General features: G+C 46.2%; 20 protein-coding genes. 10 read left to right on the forward strand and 10 right to left on the reverse strand.

From position 1 onward, the window contains the following. Positions 1 to 40: 40 nt before the first annotated feature. Both QUB66_RS00280 and malQ read left to right on the forward strand, forming a co-directional pair. A complete protein-coding gene (locus QUB66_RS00280) occupies positions 41 to 166 on the forward strand; it encodes a photosystem II protein Y (RefSeq protein WP_265235804.1) in 126 nt (41 codons plus the stop codon). A 575-nt stretch (positions 167 to 741) separates the two neighbouring features. Next, the gene (gene malQ, locus QUB66_RS00285; RefSeq protein WP_265235805.1) at positions 742 to 2,250 is read left to right on the forward strand and encodes a 4-alpha-glucanotransferase; all 1,509 of its coding nucleotides are present in this window, start codon (positions 742 to 744) and stop codon (positions 2,248 to 2,250) included. Between the two features lie 141 nt (positions 2,251 to 2,391). Here the strand turns inward: malQ and QUB66_RS00290 are convergent, their stop codons facing one another. Both QUB66_RS00290 and QUB66_RS00295 read right to left on the reverse strand, forming a co-directional pair. Beyond that, on the reverse strand, positions 2,392 to 3,273 hold the full coding sequence (locus QUB66_RS00290; protein ID WP_332965728.1) for a helix-turn-helix domain-containing protein: 882 nt from the start codon (positions 3,271 to 3,273) through the stop codon (positions 2,392 to 2,394). Further along, entirely contained in the window at positions 3,270 to 4,064 is a 795-nt protein-coding gene (locus QUB66_RS00295; RefSeq protein ID WP_265235807.1) for a pseudouridine synthase, read from the reverse strand. Before QUB66_RS00295 ends, QUB66_RS00290 begins: the two co-directional genes overlap by 4 nt. Positions 4,065 to 4,665: 601 nt before the next feature. Between QUB66_RS00295 and QUB66_RS00300 the strand changes: the two genes are divergently transcribed. After that, a complete protein-coding gene (locus tag QUB66_RS00300) occupies positions 4,666 to 5,457 on the forward strand; it encodes an LmeA family phospholipid-binding protein (protein WP_332965729.1) in 792 nt (263 codons plus the stop codon). A 146-nt stretch (positions 5,458 to 5,603) separates the two neighbouring features. Here QUB66_RS00300 and QUB66_RS00305 read toward each other — a convergent pair whose 3' ends face one another. From QUB66_RS00305 to QUB66_RS00315, 3 genes are all read right to left on the reverse strand, one after another. After that, positions 5,604 to 6,512: a phosphatidate cytidylyltransferase gene (locus QUB66_RS00305; RefSeq protein WP_332965732.1), complete on the reverse strand. Its 909-nt coding sequence runs from the start codon at positions 6,510 to 6,512 to the stop codon at positions 5,604 to 5,606. 468 nt (positions 6,513 to 6,980) lie between these two features. Beyond that, on the reverse strand, positions 6,981 to 7,574 hold the full coding sequence (gene cbiT, locus QUB66_RS00310) for a precorrin-6Y C5,15-methyltransferase subunit CbiT (protein ID WP_265235810.1): 594 nt from the start codon (positions 7,572 to 7,574) through the stop codon (positions 6,981 to 6,983). Between the two features lie 104 nt (positions 7,575 to 7,678). Further along, the gene (locus QUB66_RS00315) at positions 7,679 to 9,322 is read right to left on the reverse strand and encodes an aminotransferase class I/II-fold pyridoxal phosphate-dependent enzyme (protein WP_332965734.1); all 1,644 of its coding nucleotides are present in this window, start codon (positions 9,320 to 9,322) and stop codon (positions 7,679 to 7,681) included. A 312-nt stretch (positions 9,323 to 9,634) separates the two neighbouring features. On the opposite strand from QUB66_RS00315, the gene QUB66_RS00320 reads away from it, so the two are divergent. The 3 genes from QUB66_RS00320 (at position 9,635) to QUB66_RS00330 (ending at position 11,500) form a co-directional block, all read left to right on the forward strand. After that, positions 9,635 to 9,883, forward strand: coding sequence for a gamma-aminobutyric acid A receptor, epsilon-like protein (locus tag QUB66_RS00320; protein WP_265235268.1), 249 nt, complete (start codon positions 9,635 to 9,637; stop codon positions 9,881 to 9,883). 139 nt (positions 9,884 to 10,022) lie between these two features. Further along, positions 10,023 to 11,114, forward strand: a complete 1,092-nt coding sequence (gene ychF, locus QUB66_RS00325; RefSeq protein WP_332965736.1) for a redox-regulated ATPase YchF — start codon at positions 10,023 to 10,025, stop codon at positions 11,112 to 11,114. A 20-nt stretch (positions 11,115 to 11,134) separates the two neighbouring features. Beyond that, the gene (locus QUB66_RS00330; protein ID WP_332965737.1) at positions 11,135 to 11,500 is read left to right on the forward strand and encodes a phage holin family protein; all 366 of its coding nucleotides are present in this window, start codon (positions 11,135 to 11,137) and stop codon (positions 11,498 to 11,500) included. A gap of 140 nt (positions 11,501 to 11,640) precedes the next feature. Here QUB66_RS00330 and QUB66_RS00335 read toward each other — a convergent pair whose 3' ends face one another. Together QUB66_RS00335 and QUB66_RS00340 are read right to left on the reverse strand one after the other, a co-directional pair. Then, positions 11,641 to 12,102 carry a DUF3531 family protein gene (locus QUB66_RS00335; protein WP_265235271.1) on the reverse strand — a complete coding sequence of 154 codons (462 nt, stop codon included), beginning with the start codon at positions 12,100 to 12,102 and terminating at the stop codon, positions 11,641 to 11,643. 15 nt (positions 12,103 to 12,117) lie between these two features. Continuing rightward, positions 12,118 to 13,101 carry a Sll0314/Alr1548 family TPR repeat-containing protein gene (locus QUB66_RS00340; protein WP_332965738.1) on the reverse strand — a complete coding sequence of 328 codons (984 nt, stop codon included), beginning with the start codon at positions 13,099 to 13,101 and terminating at the stop codon, positions 12,118 to 12,120. Between the two features lie 455 nt (positions 13,102 to 13,556). Here QUB66_RS00340 and QUB66_RS00345 point away from each other — a divergent pair, with 455 nt between their 5' ends. Together QUB66_RS00345 and rsmG are read left to right on the forward strand one after the other, a co-directional pair. After that, positions 13,557 to 14,222 (forward strand): ABC transporter ATP-binding protein, encoded by a 666-nt coding sequence (locus tag QUB66_RS00345; RefSeq protein ID WP_265235273.1) that lies wholly within the window; start codon positions 13,557 to 13,559, stop codon positions 14,220 to 14,222. 289 nt (positions 14,223 to 14,511) lie between these two features. After that, the gene (gene rsmG / locus QUB66_RS00350) at positions 14,512 to 15,255 is read left to right on the forward strand and encodes a 16S rRNA (guanine(527)-N(7))-methyltransferase RsmG (RefSeq protein WP_332965740.1); all 744 of its coding nucleotides are present in this window, start codon (positions 14,512 to 14,514) and stop codon (positions 15,253 to 15,255) included. Positions 15,256 to 15,501: 246 nt separating this feature from the next. On the opposite strand, the gene QUB66_RS00355 is transcribed toward rsmG, so the two are convergent. Both QUB66_RS00355 and QUB66_RS00360 read right to left on the reverse strand, forming a co-directional pair. Beyond that, positions 15,502 to 16,257 carry a superoxide dismutase gene (locus QUB66_RS00355; protein WP_332965742.1) on the reverse strand — a complete coding sequence of 252 codons (756 nt, stop codon included), beginning with the start codon at positions 16,255 to 16,257 and terminating at the stop codon, positions 15,502 to 15,504. Between the two features lie 216 nt (positions 16,258 to 16,473). Continuing rightward, a complete protein-coding gene (locus tag QUB66_RS00360; RefSeq protein ID WP_332965743.1) occupies positions 16,474 to 17,655 on the reverse strand; it encodes an aldo/keto reductase in 1,182 nt (393 codons plus the stop codon). Here QUB66_RS00360 and QUB66_RS00365 point away from each other — a divergent pair. Beyond that, entirely contained in the window at positions 17,618 to 17,848 is a 231-nt protein-coding gene (locus QUB66_RS00365; protein WP_332965846.1) for a hypothetical protein, read from the forward strand. The genes QUB66_RS00360 and QUB66_RS00365 overlap by 38 nt on opposite strands. A 52-nt stretch (positions 17,849 to 17,900) precedes the next feature. On the opposite strand, the gene rpiA is transcribed toward QUB66_RS00365, so the two are convergent. Continuing rightward, positions 17,901 to 18,617 carry a ribose-5-phosphate isomerase RpiA gene (gene rpiA, locus QUB66_RS00370; RefSeq protein WP_265235278.1) on the reverse strand — a complete coding sequence of 239 codons (717 nt, stop codon included), beginning with the start codon at positions 18,615 to 18,617 and terminating at the stop codon, positions 17,901 to 17,903. A 214-nt stretch (positions 18,618 to 18,831) separates the two neighbouring features. On the opposite strand from rpiA, the gene QUB66_RS00375 reads away from it, so the two are divergent. Next, positions 18,832 to 23,280 (forward strand): tetratricopeptide repeat protein, encoded by a 4,449-nt coding sequence (locus tag QUB66_RS00375; protein WP_332965745.1) that lies wholly within the window; start codon positions 18,832 to 18,834, stop codon positions 23,278 to 23,280. Positions 23,281 to 23,575: the final 295 nt, after the last annotated feature.

Genomic DNA, 23,575 nt, shown 5'->3' on the forward strand with positions numbered 1-23,575 from the left:
GATTATGATAATTTGTTAAAAAACTTTAGGAGGAGAACTCATGGATTTTGACTGGCGCATACTAATAGTATTGAGTCCCGTTTTGTTGGCGGGCGGCTGGGCTGCATACAACGTCGGCACTATAGCTCTCAAACAAGTGGAGAAATTGTTGAATAAGGAAACTTAAACTCAGCATTTTCAGCGTAATTTCGTAGCCGACTGTTTGTTGAGATACAAAAACAGTCGGCTGATTTGTGCATTGGCTTTCAGCAGAGGGAGGGCTGATGCCATTTGAGATTTGAAATTTGAAATTTGAAAATAGCGCATAACTTACTACATCAGGGTTTGGATCAAGGGTAAAGCAGTTGCATCCTGTTTGGAAAATTGTATGATGTTTGGCCCTCGATCGCAATGTACGACTCCAGACAGATAGGGCCAAAGCCAAATAAAAGTTATAAAGAAAGTTGTCCAGAAACTGGGTGCGATCGACCAAAATATTTAGTAGCAAGCGATCCAGGGTAAGAGAAGCCAATTGGCAACAGTGCTGGTAAGCGCGTAACTGGAGAGCTTGATATTTTGCGATCGGCTCAGCATTTGTGATGAGATGGCGATACAAATATTTAGCAAGCACGTTCCCGCAGAAAATATGAGACAATCGCAAAAGTATTTGGTCTGAAAATCGCCCTACAAACTGCGAAGTTTAACCTGTAGGGAATATCGGTCAAATTGTCAATGTTTAACTCCTATATCTTTAGATAGATTATGCTTTTTCCCCGAGCTAGCGGCATTTTACTCCACCCGACATCTTTCCCCAGCCGATTTGGCGTTGGGGATATGGGAATAGAAGCATATCGCTTTATTGACTTTTTAGTAGAGAGCGACCAGCAATACTGGCAGATATTGCCACTGGGCCCGACAGGATACGGCAATTCTCCTTATTCGTGCTATTCAGCAATGGCAGGAAATCCGCTGATGCTGAGCCCGGAAATTATGCGGGACGAGCAATTGCTGAGCGATGAAGATTTAAATGGTTCGCCGGAATTTCCGCTGGATACTGTAGAATTCGATTGGGCGATCGCGCACAAAATACCACTGCTCAAAAAAGCCTGCGAAAACTTCAAAGCGAAAGCATCGCCGGTGGAGCAAAAAGAATTCTCGGGTTTTTGCCAAACCAAAGCGTTTTGGCTGGAAGATTATGCCTTATTTATGGCACTCAAAGACAGCTTCAACGGAGCTAGCTGGCACACTTGGGAACCAGAAATTGCCCGACGCAAACCGGAGGCGCTAGACAAGTGGCGGCAGCAGCTAAATACTGAGATTTATTACTACAAATACGTCCAGTTCGAGTTTTTCCGCCAGTGGACAGAGTTGAAACGCTATGCGAACCTGCGCGAAATTAAAATTATTGGCGACATTCCGATTTATGTAGCTCACGATAGCGCTGATGTGTGGTCGCATCCTGATTTATTTTGTTTGGATGAAGCAAGCGGAGAACCAGCTTTAATGGCGGGTGTTCCTCCGGATTACTTCAGCGCCACAGGTCAATTGTGGGGCAATCCTGTTTACAATTGGGAGGCTTTGGAAGCAAATAATTTTGAGTGGTGGGTGCAGCGTTTTGAAGCGCTTTTCGATTATGTAGATGTGAGCCGGATCGACCACTTCCGAGGATTTGACGCTTACTGGGCGGTGAAGCGCGGGCAGGATACTGCGATGGAGGGAGAGTGGATTAAGGCGCCGGGAACGGCTTTGTTTGAGGTAATTAATGAAAAGTTTGGGAACTTGCCGATTATTGCTGAGGATTTGGGGGTAATTACTCCTGAAGTGGAAGCTTTGCGCGATCGCTTCGAGTTTCCGGGAATGAAGATTTTGCAGTTTGCTTTCGGCGCGGGCCCTGGCGATCCTTTTTTGCCTTTCAATTACGTTCGCAACTGCGTAGTTTACACGGGTACTCACGACAATGACACGACTGTCGGCTGGTTCAATCAACTGCAACACTACGAAAGAGATGAGGTTTTGCGTTATTTGGGCTGCATCGATCCCCAAGGAATTCACTGGTCTTTAATTCGCATGGGTTGGTTTTCTATTGCTAATTTGGCGATCGTGCCGTTTCAGGATTTGTTGGGTTTGGATACGGACGCGCGGATGAATTTTCCGGGGAAAACAGAGGGAAATTGGGGCTGGCGGTATCGGCGCGAGGCTTTGAATTGGGAGGTGCGCGATCGGCTAAAAACCATGACTTACATCACCGGGCGCGCTCCCCAGAGAAATTGAACAAACATTGGTAATGGGTAATGGGTAATTGGTAATTGGTACTCAGTCAATAAAGACCGACATTCTAATTAAAAGCTATGGAGTTTCAGCCATTACCGATTACCGATTACCGATTACCCGTTACCCGTTACCCATTACCCATTAACCTTGATTTTTGGGCTTTGCTGAAGGCTTGGATTCGTCTGCGGTAACAACAACTTCTTTGGCAACTCCGGGTTCTCCGAGTTGTTCGGCTTGTCCGTTATTCACAGCAATCATTACCCCGCCGGCGTTACCAGCTACAACTACCAATTTGTTTGTGGCCTGCCAAGTGCGCACAGTGCCGACTGGCAAAGTTCCCTCAAACTGGGGTTTGCCATCAACTTCAATCTGGATCCAGGATTCTGCCTTAAAAGTGAGGCTAACCATGACTGGTTGATTGCTAGATTTATCTAAATTTTGACCAGTTCTTGCTGCTTCCAGAGCATCGTAACTATCGGCTTTATGATTTTTTAAGGCGCTCGATGTCTCAGCAAATAAACGAGCTTGTTCTTGCTGCTCAAGTGCTGGTTCTTTGGTTCCCGCACCGTTTTTTGCTGTCAGAGAACCGCCCATTAACTGAGATAAGACATTGACTGAACAGATAATTAGAAATGTGTAAAAGAGGTACAGGTGCATCGGCCGCAATTGTGGCCCATTCTGCCAGGATAGCTGGGTGGCCGATCGCGCTGGCGGTTCGATCGGGAAAAAGTCAGCAAACTGAGCTGCGTCCAAACCCATTGCTTCGGCGTACCGCTTGATCAAACCCTGAGTGTAAATGGGTTCGGGGAGTTGATCTAGTTGGCCGTCCTCGATGGCTTGCAGCAGATTGCGCCGAATCATGGTTACCACGGCTACTTTGTCCAAACAAATCGACTGCTGTTCCCGGTACTGGCGGAGTTGAGCGCCAATTTCCGCTAGCTTCTTCTGGGGTGGTTCTGGCTCTTGGGAGTGCTGTTTCTGCTTAGTTATTTTGAAGAATAAAAACAATAAATTCTTTGTCATCTGCTGTGCTCCTGGGGATTCAGTGGCACGCTGATTGATGTTAGGTTGACTAGATTCCATAAAAAAATAATTTCTGAATCTTCTAGGGGTCGGTAGCAGCCCGGTGGCAATATTGGCCCAGCGGGCGGCTGCAATTGAATCGGGCCAATGGCTGTGCGGTGCAGGCGCACTACGGGATATCCCAACTGTTCGGCGGTTCGCCGAATCTGTCGGTTTCTCCCTTCTGATAGAATGACTTCTAACAGAGTTTTGTCTCGCGCGCGATCGAGAACTCTAACTTTGGCGGGCAAAGTCTTTCTACCGGACAAGATGATGCCCTGACGCCAGGCTTGCAGTATGGGTTCCGGGGGATCGCCGAGCACCCAAACCTGATAAGTTTTGGCGATCGAGTGACGCGGATGGGTCAAACAAAATGTCAGCTTACCATCATTGGTGAGCAAGAGGGCGCCTGTGGAATCTGCATCTAAGCGTCCTACGGGGTGGATGCCTTGACCTGAGCGCAGTTGGGGTGGCAGTAGGTCGAGAACTTTCGATCGAGCTCTGGGATCGCTGCAAGTAGAAACTACGCCTGCCGGTTTGTTGAGCAACAGATAAAGCTCTGCCGGTCGATCCGTTGCTTTGACTGGGACTCCATCGACTTCGATGAAATCGCGATCGGGATTTGCCTTTTGTCCTAAATGAATAATATTGCCATTAACTCGGACTCGTCCAGCTACAATCATCTGTTCTGCAAGACGGCGAGAGGCAATGCCCCACTGGGCGAGGATTTTTTGCAGCCTTTGGTCAGACATGACGGGAGTGTGGAAACCGCCAACGGAGAGCGGTGGGGGGAGGAAGTACGACACGGTTAATGGATTAACCTTACTATCAATGCTCAATTCCTGGTTGGGAATAAATTTTAATGCTGGATCAATCCTTACAGGGCGTTGCGCCCGGTGCAGATTGTCCTTATGGCATAACCCTGAATGTTGTGCAAAAACTACGAGGAAAAGACTCGTGGCAGGCGATTGCCTGCACCCTTAGTTTGTTGCTGGTTTGAGATGTGTGGGTCTGACCCGACTATTCACCAACACTACCATAAAACCGGTACTGCTGGTTAATTTTATACGCTCGATCGCGAAATTTATCTGGGGATCGCATAACTCGCCAACTCAGGAGAGATCCTGAGGGGGGAAAGGGTGAAAATTTTGCTGCTTCAGGCGTTGCTGATTCCTGATTTCTGCTTCTTTGGTTATGTTATTTAGGGGTTACACTCATCAACCCGGTTATCAGGCAAAATCAAAGGTTGACGGCGATATATCTGTGCAGAAATCGGGTTTCTGAGGCCGGATGCGCGAGTCCTAGTTGAGTTTCTGTGCTTGAATATTAAGGGTTTGTATTCTGAAATTGTTTATGACTGTCGATCGTAACTCTCTTTTATTTGACAATAGAGCTGGCGCTGCTGGCGCTGCTGAAACTCCTAATCTCGGCGAGGAACCGGGGACACCGCCACCGAGCCAAGGCAGCCGGATCGCGAGTTCGGTGCTGTCTCCGGCGGTGCAGTTGTTGCTGCGATCGCAAGTTCAGCAGGTTGACGAGTTGAAGGTGAAAATTGAGGGGAGCGATCGACAAATTTTCAGCGGTGCGATCCCCAAGGTAACAGTGGCTGCGAGCGGTGCTGTGTATAAAGGATTACACTTAACAGAAGTTGCCCTAGAGGGCTGTGGCATTCGCATCAATCTCGGTCAAGCTCTCAAAGGCAAACCACTGCGGCTGCTCGAATCCATTCCCGTAACAGGCGTTTTGAGGCTCAGCCAAGCGGATTTGAATGCGTCGCTGAAAGCGCCTTTGCTGGCTGATGCTTTGAGCGAGTTTTTGCTACCAATGCTGCCGTTGACCGATCGCGAAAAGTCGCTGAAGTTAGAAAATTCGCAGATCACAATTGAGGCAGGGAAGTTGACGCTTTCGGCGACTCTTTTGGGCGCTGGCGACACGCAAATTCCTGTTGTATTGCGGACTGGTTTGCGGATAGCCAGCGGTCGCGAATTGGTGTTTGAAGCACCGGAAATCGAAGTTGATCTAGAATTAAAGAGCAGTGATGTCAATGATTTTAAAATTGATTTTGGGCAGGAAGTCGAGATTGAGGACTTAATTTTGAGTCCGGGGGAGATTGTTTGTCGGGGTTCAATTAGAGTTTTGCCTTAGCCGGATCTCACCCGATTAGACAGGATTGCATAAATCTTTGATTGATAGATCGACCGCAGATGAAAGGCAGATCCACACAGATCAACGCAGATGCTTTTCAAGATAGTTTATGACTTTGGCAATTCAAGTTTATTCGCTCCGACTTGTCAAAAGAAAGACTCGATCGCGGGCAATAACAAAGTCACAAAATAGTAGACTAATGGTGCGGTAAAAACATAACTGTCAGTGCGATCGAGAATGCCGCCGTGACCGGGGATCAACTGTCCCGAATCCTTAACCCCCGCGTCTCGCTTCATCATCGACTCAGTTAAATCTCCCAACAAACTAGCAACCCCAATCAACAGACCAAAAGCAGCCCCAGTATAGGGCCAGCCCGGCCATTGTAAATACCAAGACCCGGCGACGGCCACGGCGATGCTGCCGCAAACACCAAATACGGCACCTTCAACGGTTTTTTTGGGGCTGATGTGGGAGAGGCTAGTGCGACCGAAGAATTTGCCGACAAAGTAAGCGCCAATGTCAGCGGCCCAAATGCAGAAGAAAGCCAGCAGCAGCGAAGTGAATCCTAAAGATAGGTTGCTGTGACTTGTCCAAGACAGGGACGGGTGAATGTTAACGGGCGCATTGCTGGCTACTGTTTGGGAAAATTGGGTTGTAGCAATATTTGCCTGGTCGAGACCGACTCGCAGCCGTACCCAATAGCTGGGCAAATAACCGCCGTAGAACAATCCTAAAATTGAGGAGGCAATATCGGCAATCGTCGATAATTTAGGTTGGAATAACAGGTAGAAACAGATTAAGGTTCCGGCTAGGGGAAACATGGCGTCTACGAGTTGCGGGGCCAAGGCCGCAGTAATTAGCAGACCTTGACTGACAGCTAAGGTCGTTTTGGCAGCGGGTAAAATCCCTTTAGCCCGGGCTAATTCAAAATATTCCAATTGACCGAGGTAGACAATGACTCCAAAACCGAGGGTGAAGTACCATCCCCCCATAATAATCATTCCCAAAGCAAGGGCGATCGCAACTATTCCACTCAGGATACGAGACCAAGGCATAAAATGAATTTCTCACAGCAGATGGCGGGTCAGTCGATTTTAGATTTTAGATTTTAGATTTTAGATTTACAAGGGCAGATGAATCTGGGAGGTTGAACTCTTAGTCTAAAATTTTGGTTTTGGGCAGGGGTTAGTCGATTTGGGATTTGGGATGCAAGGATTGTTAAGGTACGGGTTTCTCGCTTGTACAGCCAACCGCATCACCAATTGGCGATCCAAAATCTCAACTCAGGCGATCGATCCAGCTATGGTCGCCCTTATTCTAAGTATGAACGTTAAGGGAACGTAAAAAAGGTTAAGAATTACATTTAGTATTTGATTCTCAGTCATACAGCGTCTGGGCCCACATCATCATCTTTAATTTCGCGCGTGAAGTATGTCAGTCTAATGACTGATGACGAATGACTAATGACGAATGACTAATGACTAATGACTAATGACCAATGACTAATGACCAATGACTAATGACTAATCCAGCTTTTCGCCGCTGAGAATGAAGATGGGGTTGACGGCGGCAAAGGTTTGACTCAGGCCGCGAGTCTCCAAACGGTTGACGGCGGACTGGACTACTTCGATGTTGCGGACTTGCAACTCGGCGAAGCTTTCGGAAAGGGCGTAAAGATTTTCTAAATTCGATGCTGTGGCGACAACTCGACCGCGGGGCTGCAAGTACCGCCAGACTTCCTTGAGAATCATTTTAATGGGGCGACCTCCTTCGATACAGACTCGGTGGGGGGCTTGGGATAGGTTTTCGAGGCATTCTGGGGCGCTACCTTCGATGACTTCTACGTTTTTGAGCTCGAATCGATCGCAATTTCTGCGAATCAAGCTGGCTACTTCTTCGTCCCTTTCGACGGCGATAATCCGACCTTTGGGACACAGCAAACCTGTTTCTACAGCAATTGTACCAGTACCTGCGCCGATGTCCCACACCACTGAGTCTGCTTGCAGCCGCAGGTGGGAGAGTAACAGCAGTCGGACTTCTCGCTTACTCATGGGAATTCCCGGTAAACGTTCAAATAAGTCATCGGGAATACCAGGAGTCACGTAGGGCCAAAGCATAGTTTTATTTTAGATTTTAGATTTTAGATTTTAGATTGAAGCCAGACCTAAGTTGGAAGTCAGAAAAAATAGAAATTCTCCCCTTTCTCCCCAATCCTTCATATTTACTGTCGCACAACCTTGAGAGTTTGGAGGCTTCTATCGCTGCAACCTGTGATTTTTCCGCCTGCTGCAAGGACTTGTTGCAGGTAGTCTAGGGCTTCTGGGGTAATGATTTCACCGGGCATCAAAACTGGTATTCCTGGGGGATAGGGACAGATGAGTTCGGCGGCTGGGCGATCGACCGCTTGGTCTATTCCTACCGTTTCCGCCGGGGAAAAGAAGGCCTCGCGGGGGGAAAGTGGGGGAGTGGGAGAGGGGGAGAGGGGGAGAGGGGGAGAAGGGGAGAGGGGGGGAATGGGAGAGGGGGAGAGTGGGGGAGGGGGAGAGGGGGAGAGGGGGGGAATGGGAGAGGGGGAGAGGGGGGGAATGGGAGAGGGGGAGAGTGGGGGAGGGGAAAAATCTTGCTTCTTGCTTGTTGCTTCTTGCTTAAATATCGAGCTATTAAATCCGTTAAATCCCGCACATTGATCGCTGCCGAACTTGCTTTTTTCTGCTAAAACCGTGAAAGCTTTAACTAGATTTTCAATATCTGATTCTGTATTTCCCAAACTTATAATAAATGTTAAATGCTGCGGCATGGGAAGTTCTGCTGTGACTGCGAGTTCCGAGTGTAGAATTTCATCGGCTGCAAATCCTGTGATGCCTAAATCGGATACTTTTACTGTTAGCCTGGTTCTGTCTAAGGCTGCAAAACCTGGTGTGTTTAACGGTTCTAAAACTGACAATCCGGGAATTTGACTAATGTGCGATCGCGCTTTGTCTGCTAATAGTAAAGTTTCAGCCATTAATTCCTTGCCGTGGAGGGCCATTTGTTGGCGAGCCGCGTCTAATGATGCTAATAATAAGTAGCTGGGACTGGTGGATTGTACTAGCTGTAATGCTCGATCGAGTTTTTGGATATTTATCCGATCGCCCTTGACGTGCAGCATCGATGCTTGTGTCATTGCACCGAGGGTTTTGTGGATTGATTGTACCGTTAAATCTGCCCCGGCTGATAGGGCCGGTTCTGGTAAGTTTGGGTGAAAGTTAAAGTGCGCGCCGTGGGCTTCGTCTACTAATAACGGGATGTTGTATTGATGGGTAATTTGGGCGATCGCCCGCAAATCCCCGCAAACGCCGTGATAGGTTGGGTAGACGACCATGACTGCTTTCGCGTCGGGATGTTGTTTTAGGGCTGCTGCTGTGGCTTCTGGGGTGATGCTGTTGGCAATATCCCAAGTGCGATCGTACTCTGGAGCAACAAAAATCGGAATTGCACCGGATAAGATTAAGCCGGATATTGCCGAGGAGTGGATATTTCGAGGCAAGATAATTTTATCGCCGGGCCCGCAAGTCGCTACAATGGCTGCGATGATTCCGCAAGTCGAACCGTTTGCTAAAAAGCGAGTTGAGTCTGCTGCAAATGCTGCTGCTGCTAACTCTTGAGCTCGCGCAATTGCACCTTCTGGGTTGAAGAGATTGTCTAATTCTGGTAATTCGGGCAAATCTGAGCGAAATACTGCGGCACCGAATAAGTCCACTAGCTGCTGGGAGATGCCTTGTCCGCGTTTGTGTCCGGGGGCGTAAAATGGGCTGTGATGGTGGTTTGTGCGATCGCGCAGGGCATCTAATAGCGGTGTTTGTTGTTGAGAGTTTGGTGCTGACACACTTATACCATTTTAGATTTTATATTTTAGATTGGGGATGACTGACTGGATCTTCCCTACAGTTGCATTTTTTTTGAGAATTGTATTAATTTTGATTACTGTATTTGATATTTGGTTTAATACCGAAGGCATAGTTTCATGCGGGCGTAACAGTAAATTATAGCTATTTAGATAGATGTGTTACCCGCATTTTTTAGTTTAAATTATTAAAATAAAACAATACCACAACTTAGTTATTTTTGGTTTAATAAATAGCTAAAAGTGGCGACTAAATGTTTGTAAAACATCTCTTAAGCTGAGCGAAGCACTAACATGATTTTTCCCAACCCTACTCCATTTCCAGGCCCGCAAATTCCCGGTACCGAACCGGGGCTGCCGGAGATTCCCGCATCGCCACCGGTGCCGGGCCCCGTACCAGAACCGATTCCCGGCCCCGTACCAGAACCGGTACCTGCGCCAATTCCGCAGCCAATTCCCGCACCGGTGCCGGAAACTATACCTTATCCAATTCCTCAAACAGTTCCGGGGCCGATTCCTCAGACAATTCCTGAACCAATCTAAATTATGTAGGACTTACGCACATATTCCCGGTTTTTGGGGAAAATCTGGGTTTCTCACCCCGCGTCCGTAAGTCCTGTCCGATATATTGCTGATACTTATGATATTTTGAGACAGTGAAGTGATATGTTTCTAAATAGCTATGCTTACTGCCGGAATTGTCGGACTGCCTAATGTTGGCAAATCTACTTTGTTTAATGCTCTGGTTGCTAATGCCAAGGCGACTGCTGCTAATTTTCCTTTTTGTACGATCGAACCCAATACGGGTATCGTGGCAGTACCCGACGAACGGTTGAAGGTGCTGAGCAATATTGGTAATTCTGCCCAAACTGTGCCGACGCGGATGGAGTTTGTCGATATTGCGGGTTTGGTGAAGGGTGCGAGTCAGGGGGAAGGGCTGGGAAATCAGTTTTTGTCTCACATTCGGGCTGTGGATGCGATCGTCCATGTTGTCCGTTGTTTTGACGATGATGATATCATTCACGTTGCGGGTTCTGTCGATCCCCAACGAGATATTGACATTATCAATCTGGAACTGATTTTAGCAGATTTGGCTCAAATTGAACGCCGGCTCGATCGCACTCGCAAACAAGCCCGCAACAATAAGGAAGCTCAAGCAGAAGTGGACGTGCTTGAAAAATTGGTTGTAGTTTTGAATGCCGAAAAACCCGTGCGCCAGTGCAGTTTAACTGACGAAGAAGCTGAATTAGTTAAAGGTTTAGAATTGTTAACAAACAAGCCGATTATCTATGCGGCTAACGTGTCTGAAGACGATTTGGGAACTGGAAATAGCTATGTCGAACAAGTGCGGGAAATAGCAGCTAAAGAAAATGCTAAGGTTGTCATAGTTTCGGCGCAAGTTGAGTCAGAATTGGTGGATCTACCAGAAGAAGAACGGGCGGATTTCTTAGAATCTCTGGGGGTGAGTGAAGGTGGCTTAAAATCTTTGATTCGAGCTACTTACGACTTATTGGGTTTGCGGACTTATTTCACTAGCGGGCCGCAGGAAACTCGCGCTTGGACGATTATCGCCGGAATGTTAGCACCGCAAGCTGCGGGGGTGATTCACTCCGATTTTGAGCGGGGTTTCATCCGGGCCGAAACTGTAGCTTATGAAGATTTGGTTGCTACGGGCGCGATGAATGCTGCTAAGGAAAAAGGCTTAGTTCGCAGTGAAGGAAAGCAGTATGTTGTACAAGAGGGCGATGTGTTGTTGTTCCGATTTAATGTTTAGTCTTTTAAGGAGATAAGTAAATGGATATCGTTTCGCTGGCAATTGCTTGGTTGGTAACATCGGTGAGCTTTTTTATTATTTCCAAGTTGCCCATCGGGGTGGACATTGACACTTTCGGAAAAGCGATGGTTTCGGCGGCAGTTTTTGGATTGCTGAATGCTTTGGTGCGGCCGCTTTTTGTAGTTTTTGGTTTTCCCTTTGTATTGGTAACTTTTGGTTTGTTTATGATTGTTATCAATGCTGCAATCTTTGGATTGGCTGCTTGGCTAGTCGATGGATTTCGCTTGCGATGGGGAATTTGGAGTGCTTTGTTGGGCGCTGTAGCCCTCGGTTTTATTAACTCTATTCTTTATCAGTTGTTGAGTACGCTGCCAAGTGTACGGTAGATAGAGAAAGTAACGCGGAAGGGGCGGGTTTATCTGTCTTGTTAGCTATAGCAAATATCCCCGGCTAAACCCGCCCCTAATGACTAATGACTAATGACCAATGACCAATGACTAATGACTAATGACCAATGACTAAAGACCTATGATGAGTAATTGTCAGGGATAAAAGCATCTCGACTGCGACTATTTTCCACAGGCCAGTCTGGATGTTCCCCGCCGATAATCAATTCTTCAACCGTCACGAATTCTTTGCTTAGTTGCTGGAAAACATTAATTAAAATATCGATGCCGATAGCGTCGCTAGTTCCTAAATCAAACCAACAGCGAGCCCAAGCACCTTGATACTCCATTTCTCCCATATTGTGCATCAAAGCCATCATGCTTTGGTCGGCTAGATTAACATCGTAATCCATGTCACTGATATCTAAGCCTTCATCTTGAACTTGCAAATTTTCTGCATTAAATCCCCCTAGTTTTCCCAAAAAAAACCAAGAGTCAAATACTTCTTCAACATACTGTTTTTCACCGTTTGAAGGCACGTTGCTAAACTTCAGCCAAATCCAGAGGTCAAAGGGGTTAAACTCGCGAAACTGTACTTTCATGGTTTTTTGGTATTTTTATAATGGTGGTAAAGCCGTCGGCCCCCAGATGCCACCTGCATCTCTAATTTTATCGCGCATTGGGTCGCAGTTGCGAGATTTGCTGTCGAGACGGTTGCGGGTTTTGCACTGCTGAAAGAAGATTTCGGCTACTAAACTGCGCGGTAGTTGGTCTGGTTTGACTAAGGCTGCGTCGAAGTTTTGGCGGGCTTCTTCTAGTAAGGTTTTGCTGCTGTCTTTCCCTCTGGCCTCGGAAAACAAGATTTGTGCTTTGAGATAAAGAATTTCTGGATTGTTTGGTGTTTCTGCTAGGGATTTGTTGGCAAATTCTAGGGCGCGATCGTATTTTTTCAAGTCTCGATAGCCTACTGCCATGCCGCGATAAGCTAAGTAGCGGGGAGAAGCTTTTTCTTCGAGTCGTTTAATGGCTTCGCTGGGGTTGGAAAAGGGCAGGTTTGTGGCTAGCATTAAGTCCATGTAGCCTTTAAGCAGGTTGAGTTCTGGGTCGTTGGGAGCTATTTTTTCGGCTTCATCTAGGTATTGAAATACTACTCGCAGTTTGTTGAGTGCTTGGGGCGCGCCTTTGGCTGTTCCTTCTTGGGCTATGGCATTTGCTCCTTCTAGAAAGTGACCGACTGCTGTGTATAGGTTACCGCGTAATGGGTTGGTTTTGCTCAAGTTTTCGCCTACTTCGCGGGTTTTTTGCGCGTAGGAATTCATCGACTTGAAGTCCTGCTCGATGTAGGATAGGGAGGCTGCCATTGCATAGGCTAGCGGCTCGTTTGGTTCGGCTAATAGTGCTTGTTGAACTTGGACTTTTGCTTGTTTGTAGTTTCCTTGTTCAAACATTGTTTTGAAGGCTGCTTCGGTGTTTGGCCCGATCGCCTGCTGGTTGCTGCTGCGAAAGGGATCCCCCGCTACTGCGGAGTTAATGCAGATGCTCAGGACGATCGCACTTGCTCCAAGGGCGATCGCCCGCACTGTCTGTTTAGAATTTAACATTTGTTTCCCAAGCGATGCTAAAGGGTTTTTTGTCATTGTCAATTCCCACTGGTGTAATATAGTCTAAACTAGAAACCTATGAGTTGCGTTCTCAGAGCTAGAGAGCCGCGACCAAAAAAAGAATTGAATTTGCTTGATTTTTTGTTGTTCTTGCGGTATATTTTAATAATGGGGTGTGAATTTTAATATATCAACGCAAAGATTTCCATTGTTAAACTATACCATAAAAAATGTCAAATATCAAACGCCAAGGCTGAAAAAACAGAAATTTTTGTAAAGATTTATGTAAAATGAATTTGGGCGATCGGCAACAACCATAAACAGCCTTAACTATCAATAGGACAAGCAGGAGTTCCCTCATCCAACAATAACTATTTTTCTGAATGCCAACTGCCAACTGCCAACTGCCAACTGCCAACTGCCAACTGCCAACTGCCAACTAACAACTGCCATTAATGCTTTATCTAAAAAACTTAGTTTATCATCCTACAGCCTGTCCGAATGCTATTCTTAAAAATGTTAACTTAGAACTGCCATCGCAGCAAATGGGGCTGATTGTAGGCCGCAGCGGTTCCGGCAAAAGTACGCTATTAGAAATATTAGCAGGTTTAGCAGAAAAAACTAGCGGCGATATCCGCTGGCGCGAGCAAGAATTAACACCGGAACACTTGCAACAGTTAGGAGGTTTAGTGTTCCAGTTTCCCGAAAGGCATTTTTGCGGAGGCACAATTTTAGAAGAATTGCGGTTGGGGCATCCTGAATTGGGACAAGAACAAATTAACTCAGCAATGGCAGAAGTGGGACTAGGACATTTGCCACTGAAGGCTTCCCCGCACGCTTTGAGTGGTGGACAACAGCGGCGGGTAGCCCTAGCCGTGCAGCTAATTCGCCAGCCGCATTTGCTGCTTTTGGACGAACCGACGGCGGGTTTGGATTGGTCGATGCGCCGGCAGTTGGTAAGCTTGTTGGGTAAGTTGAAAAGTCACTGGACTTTGTTGATTGTCACTCACGATGCTAGCGATTTGTTGGGTGTTGCTGATAAATTTTGGACTTTAGATCATGGCGATTTGCAGGAGGTCGATCGGGCTAAGTTAGAAGCTAAGGAAACGAGTTTTGTTTAGGTATTTTTTAGGTTTGACTCGATTTTACGGCGAATAGAATTCGCGCCTACACAAACAATGTCCGCCTGCGCGGACTGAATAAAAGAGTAGAAATAAAATTCGCATTTAGCTCTTCTCCTATCCAATTGCTAGGGATAAACAAAAGGTTCGTAGTGAGGACTTTAGTCCTTCTTGATGCGGACTAAAGTCCTCACTACGAACCTGTCTTAGAAAAAAATGGTGAATATAATTTACCTGCGAAACGAATTCAGCCGATTATAACGGCATATAAAAGTTACAAGAGAATCAGATGAATGAGATTGAAATGCCCGTGTTGCCTGAAATGAATGAGTTGTGGCAACAAACGCTGAATTGGCAGCCGAATGAGTCGCAGCAGCAACAATTTCAGCGGCTTTATGAGTTGATTGTTGAGGGAAATCGTTCCTTGAATTTAACTCGAATTACTGAGCCTGTTGAGTTTTGGGAAAAACATTTGTGGGATTCTCTGCGGGGAATTTCGAGACTGTTGCCAGCTAATCAAAATTTGGCGGAAAATAACGATTCTCCCGCTGAATCGGTGTTGAAAGCGATTGATATTGGGACTGGTGGCGGTTTTCCGGGTTTGCCGATCGCGATCGCCCTGCCGGATTTATCTGTCACCTTGCTCGATTCGACTCGCAAGAAAATTACTTTCTTGGATACTGTTTTGCCGTCTTTAGGGATCACAAATGCTGTGACTTTGCTGGGTAGAGCCGATGAAATTGCCCGACAGTTGCCGCACAAACAAGCTTACGATTTAGCTCTTCTGAGGGCTGTTGGTGCCGCTTCTGTGTGTGCTAAATGCGCCCTGCCACTGCTGAAAAATAATGGTTTGGCTGTACTTTACCGGGGGAATTGGACGGCGGAGGAAGAGACGGATTTGCAAAGTGCGATCGAGCGTTTGGGCGGCACCGTCGAGTCAGTCGAATCATTCACAACGCCGACGAGTCAGGGCGCGCGCCACTGCGTTTACTTGCGGAAAACTGTACAGCAGTTCGATCGCCCCATTCTATAGTAGGGACATGGCACTGCCCATTAGTGTCAACTTAAGCCTGAAAACCTTTGTATCTCTCGTTTTTAGCAGAGGCCAGATCCCCCTAAATCCCCCTTAATAAGGGGGACTTTGAGAATGCTCTTGTCCCCCCCTTCTTAAGGGGGGCTAGGGGGGATCTGGCCTGGTAAACAGCAGTCTGTAACTACGTTTGACGTTAAGTTGACACCTATGGGCACTGCCGTGTCCTGTATTTGATCTAATTGAAAACTAACCGATCGCCTTTTCGTAGCGCTTGTTAACTTCCGTCCAATTAACCACATTCCACCAAGCTTTCAAATAGTCGGCGCGGAGGTTTTGATAGTTGAGATAATAAGCGTGTTCCCAAACATCATTGCCCATGATTGGATAGTTGCCATCCATGAAAGGAGTGTCTTGATTAGCAGTAGTTGCAATCTCTAGTTTGCCTGCTTTATTGCGAACCAGCCAAACCCAACCACTGCCAAAACGCTTAGTACCGGCCTCATTAAATTTGGCTTGAAAATCCTCAACACTACCGAAATTTTGCTTAATTGCTGTGGCAATTGCGCCAGTAGGTTCGCCGCCGCCTTTAGGACTCATGATTTCCCAAAACATACTGTGATTGAGGTGTCCGCCGCCGTTATTTCGCACGGCTGTGCGAATATCTTCCGGTACTTTGCTCAAATCTCTGAGCATATTTTCCGCACTAATATCTTTAAGTTGCGGGTGTTTGCTGACAGCTTCGTTGAGGTTTTTAACGTAGGCGGCGTGATGTTTATCGTGGTGAAATTGCATTGTCCGCGCGTCGATGTGCGGTTCTAAAGCGTTGTATTCGTAAGGCAGAGGTGGCAGTGTAAAAGGCCCTGGAGTTTGAGCTATTTTTGTGTCTTTGGGGGCTGAACTTGCTTGCACTACATTATTTCCTGATGCTTGGCAAGCACCTAGGGTAATAGATCCGACGCTAGCTGTCAGCAAATACAAGAAATCTCGGCGTTTGAGATTCATAAAAGATACCTAAGTTGATTATTAACTGTTTGATCTCAGATTAAAGCAAAATGGGAAGGTGTTTGGAAAAAAAAGTTATATCGCCCGAATGGATGAGACGGATGGGTGATGGTTGTGAGAGTTTTTTCAGTATACGCTAATTGTGTGCGCCTGAGTCAAACTCATGTGTTCCGGTTAACTAACCCGATTTCTTTGTTGAAACCGGGTTTTTTTTGATTATTCTTGGGAAAGACGCTGCACGGATTCGCCTCCAAAAAGCTGATCTGCTGCTTGCAGAATACCAGGAATTTTGGCAGCGTGGGGGCTGTGGGCGAGACAGCGGCGCAAGTCTAATTCATCCAGGCGATCGGCTTTTTTGCCCGGAAACCAGTGGCTGGCGTTACCCAAAAGGTTGTAGCGCATCTTGCAATAGTCGATCGCATCGTAAGCATTCGCCAAATTCCACAGCCACAAAATCACTCGAATGTTAACCTCTCCGGGAGTATTTTCGATAGTTGGTAAACCGACATCCCAAGTCTTAAACCAATCTTCTCCTAATTTATCAATCGCTGCCTTTTCCAACCTTGCTAATATCGGCGGCAACAATTCATCGGCTCTATCTAACAATTCTACAGCTTTCAGATGCTCGTTAAAATCTTCAGGTTTTGCAGCGCCCAAACTCAAAGTATGTACATGAGGATGCGACAAACAAAACAAATCATTAAACACCATCGGACTCAGAGGATAGCACAAATCAACCAATTTTTGCGATGGGTTGTAGAGTTGACCGCCTTTGTCAGAAGGGCTGATAATAAAAACGCCCATATCGTGACGTTTTGCCGCTTCAATTGCGGGCAAATTAATTTGATTGATGTAGTACCAGTGCAAGTTAACATAATCAAATTGATTGGTTTCAATGGTTTTGAAAATCACATCCGTAGGCCCGTGAGTTGCAAAACCAATAAACCGAACTTTGCCTTCTGCTTGCAATTGTTTAGCAACATCCATGCAGCCGCCGGGACGCATGGATTCCTCTAGCAATTCCCACGTATTAATGCCGTGTAAAGAAAATAAATCGACGTATTCTAGTTGCAAATAAGCTAAGGATTTATTAAATTCTTCGCGAAACTCCTGGGAGTTGGCTTGGGGATTTACTTTAGTTTGAACTATCAATTGTTCGCGTGGAAACTGGGGCAAAATCAAGCCCAACTGCATCTCGGAAGTGCCGTAACCGCGAGCAGTTTCTATGTGATTGATGCCGCATTCGATAGAATAGCGAATTGTGGCTTCTACATTTTGTTGATTGTCTGGTGGAATCTCATTTGCTGGCACGTCTTGCCATTTGTGGTGATATCTCATGCCGCCGCAGGAAAAGACGGGCATGGATAATTCTGTGCGGCCGAATCTGCGATATTGCATGATCAAAAAGAGGGAAGAAGGAAGAAGGAAGAAGGAAGAAGGAAGAAGGAAGAAGGAAGAAGGAAGAAGGAAGAAGGAAGAAGGAAAGCATCGGCATTCATTATACCTGTTACATTCCCTCGTCATAACAGGAAAATATCTGCGTTTATCTGTGTTTATCTGCCTTGTATCTGCGGTTGACCTCTTAATCTAAGATTTATGGAAAAGGTCTAGTCAACTGGTGCGCATTGCGCACCCTACAATAACTATTTAGAAATTTCCCGCACTACGGGTTTACCGTCTTTGATTTCGCCGACTAAAACCAAATCTGTACAGTTAACAAACAAGCCATTTTCTAACACGCCGGGAATATTATTCAAAGTTTTTTCTAATTCCGCAGGATTGTCAAGGTTGTCAAATTGAACGTCTATTACCATGTTACCTTGGTCGGTAATTACTGGGCCTGCTTTTCTGATTCCCATGCGGAGTTCTGGTTTGCCTCCCAACTTTTCGATAGCGCGAGTAACGGGGGTGATTGCCATCGGTATAACTTCGATGGGTACGCGAAAAGTCGAACCCAATTTATCGACCATTTTGGAACTGTCAACTACTACAATAAATTGAGCGGCGAGACAATCGACAACTTTTTCGCGGGTGTGCGCCGCGCCGCCACCTTTAATTAAGTTGAGGTGGGGATCGACTTCATCAGCGCCGTCTATAGCTACGTCAATTCTGTCAATTTCGTCGAGGGTTGTCAGCGGTACTCCGTATTGTTTGGCTAATACTTCTGATTGAAAGGATGTCGGGACTCCTTTGATATCTTTGAGTTTTCCTGATTTTATGCGATCGCCCAACGCTTGAATAGTATAAGCTGTAGTTGACCCCGTGCCGAGTCCGACAATCATACCTGATTTTACGCGATCGGCTGCTGCAAAGCCGACTTGCTGTTTCATCAATTTTACGGGATCTTGTTCTGTGGTCATGTTCGGTATTCCTCAATAGCTTTAAGATTATATCATTTATTATGGATTTATTTAACCGCAGAGAACGCAGAGAACGCAGAGAGGAAGAAGCAGAAGAGACGGCACTCGCAAATTGTTTCAAGTGGGAAATTCTCTCTTTATTCTCTGCGCCCTCTGCGCCCTCTGTGGTTAAACAAAAAAAATCTAGTTCACAAATCGGCGGATAATTGCCATAATGAAAATCGGTTTTCTGGATACCTACACTTGGGATTATAATATTGAAACTCCTTATCGCGAAGCTTTGGGCGGCACTCAGTCGGCTATTTGTTATTTGGCTGAGGCGTTGGCTGCGCTGGGAAATGAGGTATTTTTACTTAACAATACTTCCGAGTCTGGGATGTGGCGCGGTGTTGATTGCAGACAACGGGTAGGGGATAAAGCTAATTTAGAATTACTGCGATCGCTCGATTTTTTAGTTATAGTCAATATTGTCGGCAAAGCGCTGGAAATTAAGCCGCTTTTGGGCAAAGATACTAAGTTAATTTTGTGGATTCATAACGAACCAGGCTTTGTCTTTCTTGAGAATTTTAATAATCGTGAAGAAGTTAATGCTTGCGATGCGTTTGTTTTTGTCAGCGACTGGCAGCGCGAGCAATTTCACGCTCGTTTTGGGCTTGACTCGCATCGCAGTTATGTTTTAAGAAATGCGATCGCACCTTGTTTTACTAACATTTTTCCCGATAATATTTCAATTCTATCTCAAAAATCTCTGCCACCAATTATAGCTTACACTAGCACTCCTTTTCGCGGACTGGATATCTTATTAAAAGTCTTTCCCGAAATTCGCCAAGCTGTCCCCGGCACCAGATTGAAAGTATTTTCGAGTATGAAAGTACACCAAATAGATGACAATGATAACGAGCTTTTTTTCGGTAAACTTTACCAAGAGTGTCAGGCAACAGAAGGCGTCGAGTACGTCGGTTCCGTACCGCAACCCGAACTCGTCCGGCAACTGCGTTCAGTCGCGGTTTTAGCTTACCCGAATACCTATTTGGAAACGTCATCGATTGCCGTGATGGAGGCGATGGCTAGTGGTTGCCGGATTGTGACGAGTGATTTGGCGGCTTTGCCGGAAACAACGGCTGGATTTGCGCGTCTAGTTTCCATGTCAGGGGTGGAAAATTTAGCATCTGTGACTAATTGGAAGCGTGCCGGCCAACCGGATTGGGAGGGATATACCAGGCGGTTTGTTGAGGCGATAGTCGAAGTTTTAAAAGAGTGTACTGGTGCAGGCGGCGCAACTGCTGAAACTGAGCTGAGACAGCAGGTAGAATATATAAATAGAGGGTGTATTTGGTCTGGACGAGCCAGAGAGTGGGTAGAATGGTTGAATAGTATTAGTGTAAAACCTGTAAGAGTGGCAGAGCAAATGATAACAGAGTTTTTGGTGGATTTAGAATCAGCTCAAGCATATTTTGTCAAGGGAAATCGCCTGAAAGATACAGGAGATATCGGTGGCGCAATCGAGAATTATCAGAAGGCTTTAGAGTGCAATCCCAAAGATGCGGAAGTTCATAAGAAGTTGGCGGAAGTTTATGTTTTGCAAGGAGAATTTGACCGGGCGATCGCCCAATGTAACCTCGCCATCAAATTTCAACCGAATTTTGCGGCCGCTTACTTAACAATGGGCAATACTCTGCACGCTCAAAACCATCTGGAAATGGCGATTCAAGCTTACTTGCAAGCTTTAGAAATTCAGCCACAATTTGCCGAAGCTAGTGCGAATCTCGGCAGTATGTATTACAAGTTAGGGCAATTGGCAGAGGCGGCAATTGCTTACCAAAAAGCTGTTGCTATTAATCCCCGTTTGTGCTCTGTTCATTTGATGCTCAGCAGCGTTTTACAGCAGCAAGGAAAGTTAGATGCAGCAATTTCTTGCTGTCAAAAAGTGCTACAACTGCAACCGGGAGATGCCAGCGCTGCGGACAAATTATCGAGTTTAATCGCCCAAAAACAGCGGGAAACTACCGATAGCAAATTTCTAGAATTAGAAACGGAATCTGACGAGCAAAAACCAGTATCTGTCAACAAAGATGAAGGCTATGGATTGCAGCCTTCGAGTATCAATTTGCCGCCAGCGCCCACTCCTGAAAATTTAAATACTCCGTTTACAAACCCTGCTGAAATTTCCGAACAAGTTACTTCGCTGAATGTTCCAGATAGCACACAACTTGCTAATTTTCAAGCAGTAGAACAGTACAAAAAACTGGCAGAAAACTTTTTAGTTAAAGGTAAAATTCAAGAGGCAATCGCTGCGTGCCACCAAGCGATCAAAATTCGACCTGATTATATCCATGCTTACGTAACTTTAGGCAATGCTTTGCAAGCGGGAGGCAAAATTGAAGCTGCGATTAGATCCTATTCTCAAGCCCTAGAATTGCAGCCAAATTTTGCGGAAGTGCGCGCCAATATCGGCAGTATGTATTTCAAAATGGGGCGTTTGGAAGAGGCGATCGCACATTACCAACAAGCCATCGCCCTGAGTCCTGATTTAGCGGGTGCTCACTGGAATTTAGGCAAAGTATATCACAAACATGGCAACGTCGAAGCTGCGATCGCCTGTTTTCAGAGAACATCCGAACTCAACCCGCAACTGGTGGGCGCAGACTTCCACTTTAACCTCGGAAATCGGCTTTTTGGTCAAGGCAAGCGCGACGAAGCGATCGAAAGCTACGAAAAGGCGATCGCCATTAAACCAGATTGGGCAGAGGCCTATGGTAACATCGGCAGCGCGCGATCGCAACAAGGCAATCTCGATGCCGCCATCGCTTCCTACCAGAAAGCCGTAGCCCTCAAGCCGGAATTAGAAGTGCTGCACTTCAATTTAGCCAATTCTTTCATGCAGCAATACAAGTACGAAGAAGCGATTACTAATTACCAAAATACTCTGAAAATTAAGCCCGATTGGCCGGAAGTTCACGCGAACCTCGGCAGTTGTTTTTCCATGCAGGGGCGGCTGGAAGAAGCTTTAGCCAGCTATCAGCAAGCTTTGACACTAAAACCGGATTGGGCAGAGGTTTACTGCCGGATGGGACACATTCAGAAGCAGGATAAGCCGTTGGATGCGATCGCATATTTTGAAAAGGCGATCGAATGCAACCCCAAATACAGCGAAGCCCACCAACAACTGTGCGACTTACTAAGCCACTCCACCAACCTCGCCAGAGCCCGCAGCGTCGCCGACAAATACTGCGAATTTTGCGGCGACAATGCCCCAGTCATGTCAGCCACAGCCTACGTTTTTTCCTACCTCCAATCAGGAGTTAGCCAACAGGCAATTCAGAAACTAGAAGAAATCGAAAAACTCTGCTACGAAAAAGTCGAAACCTTTAGTGTTATCGAACTCAAACTGCTTTACGAAATCTTCCTGTTTGCAGTTTCACACCTGCGAGATCACCGTGAAAAAAATGCCAGTTTCTACCGACTAATTGCCAAAGAATACTACCAAAAAGCCGTCCCGCAGCGGCAGCAACCCAACAGAATCAAATCCGCAAATTACCTCACAAAACAACAGCCATTAAAAATCGGCTTCCTTTCCAAACACTTCCGCCGCCACTCAGTAGGTTGGTGCAGCGAAGCCTTAATTCGCGAATTAAGCCGCATCACCCCCCACGTTCACCTTTATGTAACAGGTAAACTCAACCGAGATGAAGTTACGCAACGGTTTGAAGATATGGCCGGCAAGTTTTACTGGCCGAAAAAATATCCCAACGGCTTTGCTGACGGTGGCGAAATCCTCGCCGAAGTAGTGCAAGACGATTTGGATGTTTTGATAGATTTAGACTCGATGACAGTCCCGACAAATGTCGAAGTGCTGCACCAATATCCGGCGGGGATTTGCGTTTCTTGGTTGGGATTCGACGCGCCCTATATTTCGGATAATCACTATTTTCTATGCGACGAACATACTCACCCCCCAGGTGTTGATCAAAATTACTTAGAACAGTTAGTGAGATTGCCTAATTGTTCGGTAGCAATTGGCGAATTGCAAAGCATTCCTGTGAATCGAGAGGCGATTAGAAATGCTCTGGGAATTGGCTTGGAGCAAATGGCTTATCTCTGTGTTGCGCCAGGGAGAAAAACTAATCCTGAAATGGTGCAAGCTCAAGTTAGAATACTTAAGGAAGTACCAGATAGTATGTTGATTCGCAAGGGCCAAGGCGATCCAGATATTATTCACAGCACTTATCGGGAAGAATGCGATATTCAGGGAGTAGATTTTGCTCGAATTAAGTTTATCGGCCAAACCAGAAGTGAAGAAGAACATCGCGCTATTTATTATGTAGCTGACGTGCTGTTAGATTCCTATCCTTATAATGGTGGGACTCACAATTTAGAGGCTTTGTGGGCGAATTTGCCAGTGGTAACTAGATCCGGCGACCAATATCTTTCACGGATGGGTTATGCTTTTCTAAAAAGTGCAAATCTTGATGTGGGTGCGGCTTGGAGTTGGGAAGAATATACGCAGTGGGGAGTTAAGTTTGGCCGCGATGCTAGTTTAAGAAATGCGGTGAAACAGCATTTGATTAAGTCTAAACTGCCAGAAAATCTTGCGCCTTTGTGGAATCCTAAACAGTTAGCCCAGGATATGTATGAGGTGTTTCAAAAACTGTTAGCTAAATAGGTGGGGAATTGGGAATTGGGCATAGGGCATAGGGCATAGGGCATAGGGCATTGCTGCTATAGCAATCCCTCATCAGTTGCCAACTCCTTTCTTTCTTCTCTTCCTCTGTGCCCTCTGCGCCCTCTGCGGTTCAAAAAAAAGAGATATCAGGTAGAGAAAAGCGATTTCTGGATATTTTTACCCACCAGTAAAGTTTTGTAACAATATTCGTGAAAATGCGTAAAAACTCCGCGCCGAGTCTGATAAATAAATGCTGATTCATAGTACCGCGATCGCACTGACCTTATGCCGGTTA

Origin of the sequence: Microcoleus sp. A2-C3 (assembly GCF_036706065.1) — a bacterium.
Taxonomy (GTDB): Bacteria; Cyanobacteriota; Cyanobacteriia; order Cyanobacteriales; family Microcoleaceae; genus Microcoleus.

Excerpts from the sequence above, each read along its gene's own strand:
- QUB66_RS00280 (WP_265235804.1), top strand. The coding sequence starts at position 41 with ATGGATTTTGACTGGCGCATACTAATAGTATTGAGTCCCGTTTTGTTG.
- malQ (WP_265235805.1), top strand. The coding sequence starts at position 742 with ATGCTTTTTCCCCGAGCTAGCGGCATTTTACTCCACCCGACATCTTTC.
- QUB66_RS00290 (WP_332965728.1), bottom strand. The coding sequence starts at position 3,273 with ATGACAAAGAATTTATTGTTTTTATTCTTCAAAATAACTAAGCAGAAA.
- QUB66_RS00295 (WP_265235807.1), bottom strand. The coding sequence starts at position 4,064 with ATGTCTGACCAAAGGCTGCAAAAAATCCTCGCCCAGTGGGGCATTGCC.
- QUB66_RS00300 (WP_332965729.1), top strand. The coding sequence starts at position 4,666 with ATGACTGTCGATCGTAACTCTCTTTTATTTGACAATAGAGCTGGCGCT.
- QUB66_RS00305 (WP_332965732.1), bottom strand. The coding sequence starts at position 6,512 with ATGCCTTGGTCTCGTATCCTGAGTGGAATAGTTGCGATCGCCCTTGCT.
- cbiT (WP_265235810.1), bottom strand. The coding sequence starts at position 7,574 with ATGCTTTGGCCCTACGTGACTCCTGGTATTCCCGATGACTTATTTGAA.
- QUB66_RS00320 (WP_265235268.1), top strand. The coding sequence starts at position 9,635 with ATGATTTTTCCCAACCCTACTCCATTTCCAGGCCCGCAAATTCCCGGT.
- ychF (WP_332965736.1), top strand. The coding sequence starts at position 10,023 with ATGCTTACTGCCGGAATTGTCGGACTGCCTAATGTTGGCAAATCTACT.
- QUB66_RS00330 (WP_332965737.1), top strand. The coding sequence starts at position 11,135 with ATGGATATCGTTTCGCTGGCAATTGCTTGGTTGGTAACATCGGTGAGC.
- QUB66_RS00335 (WP_265235271.1), bottom strand. The coding sequence starts at position 12,102 with ATGAAAGTACAGTTTCGCGAGTTTAACCCCTTTGACCTCTGGATTTGG.
- QUB66_RS00340 (WP_332965738.1), bottom strand. The coding sequence starts at position 13,101 with ATGTTAAATTCTAAACAGACAGTGCGGGCGATCGCCCTTGGAGCAAGT.
- QUB66_RS00345 (WP_265235273.1), top strand. The coding sequence starts at position 13,557 with ATGCTTTATCTAAAAAACTTAGTTTATCATCCTACAGCCTGTCCGAAT.
- rsmG (WP_332965740.1), top strand. The coding sequence starts at position 14,512 with ATGAATGAGATTGAAATGCCCGTGTTGCCTGAAATGAATGAGTTGTGG.
- QUB66_RS00355 (WP_332965742.1), bottom strand. The coding sequence starts at position 16,257 with ATGAATCTCAAACGCCGAGATTTCTTGTATTTGCTGACAGCTAGCGTC.
- QUB66_RS00365 (WP_332965846.1), top strand. The coding sequence starts at position 17,618 with ATGGATAATTCTGTGCGGCCGAATCTGCGATATTGCATGATCAAAAAG.
- QUB66_RS00360 (WP_332965743.1), bottom strand. The coding sequence starts at position 17,655 with ATGCAATATCGCAGATTCGGCCGCACAGAATTATCCATGCCCGTCTTT.
- rpiA (WP_265235278.1), bottom strand. The coding sequence starts at position 18,617 with ATGACCACAGAACAAGATCCCGTAAAATTGATGAAACAGCAAGTCGGC.
- QUB66_RS00375 (WP_332965745.1), top strand. The coding sequence starts at position 18,832 with ATGAAAATCGGTTTTCTGGATACCTACACTTGGGATTATAATATTGAA.